Genomic DNA, 7,576 nt, shown 5'->3' on the forward strand with positions numbered 1-7,576 from the left:
CAGGCCAAGCGCATCAGCGCTGGACCGGTTGCTCACTCCCATGGCCGCACCCCGTCGCAGCACGGGCACGAGTCGCTCAGCCGGTACAGGTGCGTGCAGTTCAGCGCGTCGGGGACGTGCGCGCCCGCCTCGGACAGGAACAGTCTGGGCGCGGCGACCACCCGGCGCCGGACGGTGTCCAGCACCTCGAGCGCCTGCGCCCGCGACAGGCGCAACCCGTCGATCGGAACGCAGTCGCACCGGCCCAGGGATCCGTCCATCGGCAGCCGGTGGCGGCAGTTCACCTGCGATGCGACCTCGGCGAGTCCGCCGGGATCGCACAAGATCGCCTCTCGCAGCCGGGCCACGTCGCGTTCGGCCAGCGTGAGCAGGGCCCGCTCTTGTGCGTCAAGCGCCCACGGGGGCGTGGGGAACGGCGTCATCGTTGGTCTCCCTCCTCGGTCGCCTCGGCGCGGTATGCGCTGTCCTCTGGCTGCGCATCGTCGTCGGGCAGGTCGTTGGCCATGCCCAGCAGGATGCGCCCGTGGCAGTGGTCGGGCCGGCCCGCCCGGGGCCGACGGCAGGCGCAGGCCAGGTCGCGCCCGGCCAGCTGGCCCAGGCGCAGCATCAGCGCCGGTTGTCCGATCAACCAGTCCAGGTACAGGGCGGCGGTCTGCGCGGCGTCGGCCGGGGTCAGGGCGCGCAGGCCGCGGGTGCCGCCCGGCACACCGGCCGCGATGTAGGGCCACAGCGGCGAGTCCCGGTCGATGCGCTGGCCGGGCAGGAACGGGGTGGCCCACCGGGAGCCGTCGCCGACCCAGACCGTTCCGGGCGCCAGATCGGCTCCGGTGCGGCGGTGCACCCGCCGGGGCGGGGGCGCGGTGGTCACCGCATCCCGCCGGTCGGGCCGAGCTGGATCGGCTTCAGCGTCCAGGGCCAGGCGCCGCAGGTCGCGGTGGCGGTGTGCGGGCGGGCATCGGCCAGGCGGGCGGTGCCGGTGAAGCCGGGCGTCACCTCGGACGTCTGGCCGGTGGCGTCGGCGGGCTCGCCGCGCAGCAGCGGGGCGATCCGGTGCTCGGGGGTCAGCGGGCTGAGCGGCTCGGAGGCGCCGCACAGGCGGCCGGGTGGGGCGATCCGGTGGAGGCGGGGGGTGAGCACGGGCGATCCTTCTATCTATCGATGATCTATATATGTAGCTGGTCTACATGTTGATAACCGTGATTATCGGCATGCGATGATCATAACCATAGAACGCACATAAGATGAGACGTTTTGAAAACGTATCGCTAGAAGATGTTTTGGTAGCGTGATTCTGTGTGGAGGGCTCGCGGGGAGGTCGCCCTGCGGCGGTGCGATGACGGCAATAAGCGGTACGGGAGGCCAGTTCACATACTGGGATGATTCCGACAGAGCGGTACGGAACTCCCGGCCCAAGAGGCGCCGCGCCGCCTCCTGCGAGAAGATCCCCTCACGCCGTGGCGCCGCCCGGCAGCAAACCGAAAGGTGAGAAACCCTGAGCCCCGACCGCAGCCTCCCCTCCGGCCCGGCCCCCACCGCGTCGACCCCGACCGAGACCGCGCCGTCCACGGCCGATGCCACCGCGGCGGACCGTCCCGCCGACCCCAGAGCCCCGCATGGCCGCTGCGGCCACTGCGACAAGCCGTTGCCGCCCTCCACCGGCCGCCGCGCCCGCCTCTGGTGTTCCCCCGCCTGCAAGAACGCCGCCTCCCGGCAGCGCCGCGCCGCCGAGCTGGCAACCGTGACCACCGCGGTGCTCGAGGCCCGCCCGCTGCTGGACCAGGCCCGCCCGCTGGCCGCGCAACTCCACGAGCTCGCGACGGCTCTCGCCGAACAGGTCCAGACCATCGAGACCGGCGCGCTGACCCGCATCGCCAGTGCCGAGGCCGCCGCTGCCGAGGCCGAAGCCGAGGCGGCCCTGGCCCTGGACGAGCGCGAGGCCGCCCAGCGCGCGCGCATCGCCGCCGAACGCGCCGCCCGGGAGGCCGCCGCCGCACAACGCCTCGCCGAGGACCGTGAAAGCACCGCCCACGCCACCGTCGAACGCATCAGCCGCGAAGCCGAGGCGCGCATCAGCGCCGCCGAACGGGCCCGCGGCACCGCCGAGGCCGCCGCCGAGCACGCTCAGACCATCACTGCCGCCCAAGCCGACGAACTCCGCAGGCTGCGCACCCGCCTGCAGGACGCGCAAGCCACCATCGACCAGCAACGCGAGACGCTGGCCACACAGAAAAGCGACCTGGACGCGCTACGGGTCCGCCTCGCCCAGCTGGAAGAACACCGCGCCGAACAACGCGCACACATCACCGAGCTGACCAGCCAGCTCACCACCGCCCAGGCTGCGACCGCCCAGGCGCACGAGGAGACGAACGCGGTACGCGCCGAGTTGGCCCGGCTGCGTGAGACCACCGACGACCAGCAGCGCGCTCTGCGTGACGATCTCACCCGGGCCCACCAGGACGCCGCGCACCAGTCCGCGGAAGTAGTCCGGCTGAGGGCCCTGCACGAGGCCGACCAGCGCCTGATCAAGGACCTGCAGGACCAGCGTGACGATCTGCGGGGCGAACTGGCCACACTGCGCGCCGCATCCGCCTCGGCGCCCCCGGCGCACGACGGCTGACCCCGGCCCCTTCGCCGACGAAAGGACGATCGCGATGCGCACCCCGCCCGGCATCGAATCGCAGCCCTCCGAGCCCGTGCTCAAAATGATCGCCGAGCCCACCCGACCGGCCCGGCTGCCTGCCCGAACACGCGGCACACGGTGCCAACGGCCCGACCATGCGGGAAAATCCGTGCGGCCGGGCACCGCATTTGCTGACCGCGGCCACCTACCTGCTCTGCGGCAAATGACCGATTCTCGCCCGAGAGCCTGCGCCGGAGCGCATCCTGAGCGATCCTTAAGCTGACCGCGCTGATCAGCATCCACCTTCGAATGGAGCCCCGCCATGAGGAAGCCGCACACGCCTGCCCGCCGGCCGGAGTCTCCTACCCGCCTGTGGCACGTGGCGCTCGCCATGCTCGTCATGGGCTCGCTGACGTGGGCACTCGGCAGCTTCCTGCACGCTCAACTCACCGACGTGTTCGTGCAGACTCGGCTCGCCGGGGCATCGGTGCCAGATTGGGAAAGCGGGTTTGCGAACGTCTTCGACGTGATCCGCCAGGTCGGCCTGGTCACTGCCGTAGCGGGCGCGATGTGGACGATCGCGCTGCTGCCCCTTGAGCGGGCTCGGAAAGGTGGCTGGGAGAGGGTCTGACGTTAAGGGCCCGAGGGATCCGGGCTGAGAACAGCCAGACCATCCTGAGTTGGCGGCGCTCGCGGCCCGTTCCCGCCGACGGCTGGAGCACTGGGCCGAGTTCTGCTGGCCGTACCTACCGCCTACCTGTTCCGCGGTGAATGACGCGGTTGCCGTCGCGCCGGAACACATCCAAGCGATCAGCGACGCCCGCCCACACCCGTGAGCGCTCAGCGCGTGCGATCCTTGAGCTCACCCATTGATCACCATCCGTCCGCGAACGGAGAGCCACCGTGGTCCACCGCGACGATTCGCCCTGGAAGATCCCGCTCTTCGTCATTGTCGGAGGCGGGCTGGTGTGGGGAAGCAGCAGCATCGTCCACGCGCGTGCCAGCGGCGCTTCCGAGGCGCCGGACGGGCTTGTCGCCATCGTCGACGTACTGCGCTGGCTTGGCATGGCCGTTACCGCCGTGGGCACCGGACTGGCGCTGGTGACAATCACGGTGCTGCTCATCGTGCGGGCTCGGCAGCGCCACCGGTAGGAGGCAATGCGCCAAGAGCTCGTGCTCGGTGCTGAGTCGGTCGCGGTGGTGCTCTCGTCGAGGAGCCCCACCCGAGCCTCCCGGAACGATCTTGTTTCTACGGCAGAGGCAGCAGCCCCCTGGAAGCGACCCGGTTCAGGCCGGGGCCGGGCGACCTCGATCGCGAGCGGTACTACAACAACGCGATGTGGTTCTTCACGGAGGCTGTAGGTGTGCGAGGGAGCCTAACTACGACACGCTCCGCGAGGTCAATAAGAGACGGCGAGGTCCGCGCCCTTGACGCTGTGGCCGGGAGCCCACAGCGAACTCGCTGCTGATAGCCGCTCCCCGGCGCGATGCCGGAAGGTACATCAGCGGCCGGCCGGCGCGCCCGCGATCACCCACCGCGCCGCCGTGCGCCGCAGCAGCGCTGGACGATCCGGGGGATCCGGACGTTGGCGTGACATTGCGGAGAAGGCTCCACGAGGTGGACCCGACCACCATTGCACCGCCCGGCCGTCACTGGCGCGGCCCTGCATCCGCGGACGGTTCAGGAGACCGACGCGACGAAGAGCACGATCAGGCCCTGCGTCCCAGGCAGCCGACCACCTCACCACGTCTGTGACCTGCGGCGATGTATTTCCACCCTGAGGCGGTTGCAGGGAATTAGCGCGCCTGGCGCGATGACAGCCTCTGGGAGACCGCAATGGGAAAGCTGTGAACGCGCCGGTGATGACGCGACCCGTAGGAGGGGAGCACCGCTTAAACGATGGAATGGAAAGGAATCCCGTAGACGACGGGAGCAGGACATCGCTGGAATGATTGGAAAGGAGAATAGGAATGATTGGAAAGGAAGCCGGTCGCGGCAACTGCGACGAGGAACGGATCGAATTTGCTACGATGGGGGAAGACTCCCCGGCGAGGAGGAACGTCATCGCTTCGCCGAGGGGAGCAGACGAAGAGACCCCGCTCCGGCCGACAAACCATGAACGGGGCCTCATCGCCGCACGGGGGCTCAGCTCACGAGCTGGGCCCCTACTGGCTGAGGAACCATTCCAGCAGGATCAGCAGGAACTGCCAGCGCAGTAGCCGCTCCTCCGGGCTTGGCCCCTCGGGGTTCGTGTCCGGCACAGGTGTTCACCTTCCCTCGGTGGACTGATCACCTTGTCGGAGGTGCCGCAGTCCTATCGGCCACCTCTAGAGGCGTGGCCGTCCTTTACCGAGTGATCGCCGGGCGACGAACTGGCGTTCATCCTAGCAAGTCTGCGGCACTCTCGTGTCATTCTTGCGCTCCCGTCCGCGTTTTGTCGGTTGACATATTCATCACGCCTGCGTGCATATTCGAGAAGGGGGCGAGGGCGGCTCGCGGGTCTGTCGTAGAAAGGCGCATCGATGAGGGCGGTGTGCTGCGTCCTGGGAGGTGCCGCGCTGCCAACGGCCCTGGTCAGGGGCTCTTCATGCCGTACTTGCGGGACTCGGCGTCGACGACCGGGTGGCGGGCGTCGACGTCGTCGCCGTGGTTCTCCGCCCGGGCGTACCTCGGGACGCCGAAGCGGCCCCAGCGCGGCAGAGCATCCTCTGCGATGCCGGCCGTGATGCCCGCTACCGGCCTCGCGTGTGTACACCGATGCCGGAGTGCCCTGGTGCGGACACCTCGGGCTTCGCTCAGGCATGCTGATCTACAGCCAGGTCCTGCGGGCGTCGCCTTCGCGGAGATCGCCATCCGTGCGAGGAGAGCCAGGCTGCATCGCTGCCCGAAAGGGGGGTGATGGACCTTTTCGAGGGCTTACGTGGCGCGCGAGCCGAGCGGTGATCCTAGGGGTCGCTAGGCGCAGCCTGCAGGGGATAGCCGTCAGGACACCTGGGGCGACCATGATGAAAGACGCCCTTGCAGCAGACTGAAAGTTCCACTTTCAATGTGCTGAAAGTTGTGGTTTCATGACTGGTATGCGAGTCATTGAATCCACAGGGGAGCGGACCGCCGTCCAGCTCGGCCACCTCACGCCCGAGCACCAGGAGAAGATCCTCCAGGCCCTGGAAGAGGGCATCATGCTGCGCTCCAGTACTGCCAGTGACAAATACGGACAGCAGACGCACAGCATCACCCTGGTGGCCTACACCAGCCCCCTCGGTGTCGGGCGCCGCGCCGTCGTCCAGTACATCCCGGAAGGCTCCGAGATCGTCGACTTCGACGACGATGCCGACGCCGAGGCACACTACGAGGCCCAGGTGCGCGAGCTCGCCGTGACCTCCGAAGGGCCGGGCTGGGATGCCAGCGACGTCGCTGGCGTCGCGCTGGCCCCCTACGCTTGGACTCGGTGGGGCCGCGTGCCCGGCGGCGAGTGGGAATGCGTCGAGCGCGGCCGGGCCCGCTTCGGTGAGGAGATCGACGACGGGCGCTGGGCTTGTCCGACCTCCCTGGAGGAGGTTGCCGAGACTCGCCTGGAGCTGGCCGCCGACCGGCAGGCCAAGGAGAACGTCTTCGCCGCTCTGTGCCAGGCGCTCGGCATGATCGTGTCGAGCGTGGTCTACGACGCCGTCCGGGTGGAGGTGACCGGTGACGATACCGGGCACGGGGAGCGCACGGTCACCGTGGAGTACCCGGTGGCGATGCACACCCCCACCGAGGATGAGGTCGCCGACTTCCGGCGCGCCATGGCGCAGATCTATGACGAGCAGCAGCGCGAGGCACAGGAGGAGTTCTATGTCTACGCCGGCTGATCCGGCCGGGGCGATCTCCGCGATCGGAGATCCGGCCCGCCGCGCCCGCGCTGCCAAGGCCGCCGCCGAGGACGCCTCCCGCCTGTACGGCGAGCTGTACCGCAAGGCCGTCAAAGCCCTGGTTGAGGCCCATGGTGGCAACCGGTCCAAGGCCGCCCGCGAGCTCGGCATCAGCTCGCAGCGGGTGGGGCAGATCCTGGGTGAGGACGACGCTTCCCCCAGCACGGCAGGGGCCACCTACGGGGAGCCCGCCCTGTACTTCGGTGACGAAGACGCCGCTGACGCCGCCCTGCGCGATTGGGCTCTGGCCAACCAGGAACTGATCGACCGGCGCGACCCGCTGGTGCGCGGCGCGCGGATGGCCGGGCTGTCGCCGCGACAGATCCGCGAGCTGACCGACCTGCCGCTGGAGACCATCGAACGGCTGGTCGCCGGAGACATCGCCGTGGCAGTGGAGGTGGAGCTGGAAGTGTGGGAGGCCGCAGTAGAGCACTTCGCCGATCTGGCCGACGCCGCTGCTACCCACGAGGCCGCCTACGCCTACCGCAGCACCGGCCGGGCGCTGGCCGGGGCGATCGGCATGGTCGTCGACGAGTCCGGCCGCGCCCCCGCGCTCGATCCGGCCATGAGCGGCCCGCAGTGGGAGGCCCTCAGCCCGCAAGCCAAGGCCGAGCTGGCGATGACCCTCCCGGTCGGCGGGGACGTCCCGGAGACCTCCGGCGAGCACACGCTGCTGTCCTGGGATGCCTGGGCGGCACTGTACTGCGCCCAACTGGAGCGCGGCACCGACGCCGACACCGGCCCCATGGCCGAGGCCATGCGGCACTGCGCGGCGATCTTGCGGCACATCCGCATTCACGCCGCTCTGCCGCAGGAGAAAGGGTGAGGCGGCCGCTGGTGGACCCGCCTTTGGTGGACCCGCCTTGGTTCGACATCCGGACCGAGGAAGAGCGGGCGTGGGAGTTGTGGACCCTGGAGGATCCGCCTCCGTTCGGCCCGTCCCGTACTCCGGCCTGGGCCGCGCCTGCCTTCAGTCAGGCCAAGACGCAAGGCCGCGTAGTTAAGGATCTCGGACGTGCGGCAAGCCACCGGTGAGTACGGCCA

Annotated in this window: 8 protein-coding genes; 5 read left to right on the top strand and 3 right to left on the bottom strand. The window is 69.5% G+C overall.

The window, feature by feature from the left end; translation table 11 throughout:
• Positions 1–32: 32 nt before the first annotated feature.
• Genes IEZ06_RS32570 through IEZ06_RS32580 form a run of 3 tightly spaced genes read right to left on the bottom strand, consistent with a single transcriptional unit; the run spans position 33 to position 1,137 of the window.
• The gene (locus IEZ06_RS32570; RefSeq protein WP_189240516.1) at positions 33–422 is read right to left on the bottom strand and encodes a hypothetical protein; all 390 of its coding nucleotides are present in this window, start codon (positions 420–422) and stop codon (positions 33–35) included.
• Complete coding sequence (locus IEZ06_RS32575) at positions 419–868, bottom strand: DUF4326 domain-containing protein (RefSeq protein WP_189240517.1); 450 nt, start codon at positions 866–868, stop codon at positions 419–421. The genes IEZ06_RS32570 and IEZ06_RS32575 overlap by 4 nt, the downstream gene beginning before the upstream one ends.
• Positions 865–1,137, bottom strand: a complete 273-nt coding sequence (locus tag IEZ06_RS32580; RefSeq protein ID WP_189240518.1) for a hypothetical protein — start codon at positions 1,135–1,137, stop codon at positions 865–867. The genes IEZ06_RS32575 and IEZ06_RS32580 overlap by 4 nt, the downstream gene beginning before the upstream one ends.
• Positions 1,138–1,738: 601 nt before the next feature.
• Here IEZ06_RS32580 and IEZ06_RS32585 point away from each other — a divergent pair.
• The 5 genes from IEZ06_RS32585 to IEZ06_RS32605 all read left to right on the top strand — a co-directional run bounded on the left by IEZ06_RS32585 (position 1,739) and on the right by IEZ06_RS32605 (position 7,358).
• Positions 1,739–2,617: a hypothetical protein gene (locus IEZ06_RS32585; protein WP_189240519.1), complete on the top strand. Its 879-nt coding sequence runs from the start codon at positions 1,739–1,741 to the stop codon at positions 2,615–2,617.
• 325 nt (positions 2,618–2,942) lie between these two features.
• Positions 2,943–3,251, top strand: a complete 309-nt coding sequence (locus tag IEZ06_RS32590) for a hypothetical protein (protein WP_189240520.1) — start codon at positions 2,943–2,945, stop codon at positions 3,249–3,251.
• Between the two features lie 272 nt (positions 3,252–3,523).
• On the top strand, positions 3,524–3,772 hold the full coding sequence (locus IEZ06_RS32595) for a hypothetical protein (RefSeq protein WP_068899657.1): 249 nt from the start codon (positions 3,524–3,526) through the stop codon (positions 3,770–3,772).
• 1,926 nt (positions 3,773–5,698) lie between these two features.
• Entirely contained in the window at positions 5,699–6,472 is a 774-nt protein-coding gene (locus IEZ06_RS32600; protein WP_189240521.1) for a hypothetical protein, read from the top strand.
• Complete coding sequence (locus IEZ06_RS32605; protein ID WP_203872318.1) at positions 6,456–7,358, top strand: helix-turn-helix domain-containing protein; 903 nt, start codon at positions 6,456–6,458, stop codon at positions 7,356–7,358. Before IEZ06_RS32600 ends, IEZ06_RS32605 begins: the two co-directional genes overlap by 17 nt.
• Positions 7,359–7,576 lie beyond the last annotated feature (218 nt).

This window comes from Planomonospora antibiotica (assembly GCF_014647955.1).
Lineage (GTDB): Bacteria > Actinomycetota > Actinomycetes > Streptosporangiales > Streptosporangiaceae > Planomonospora > Planomonospora parontospora.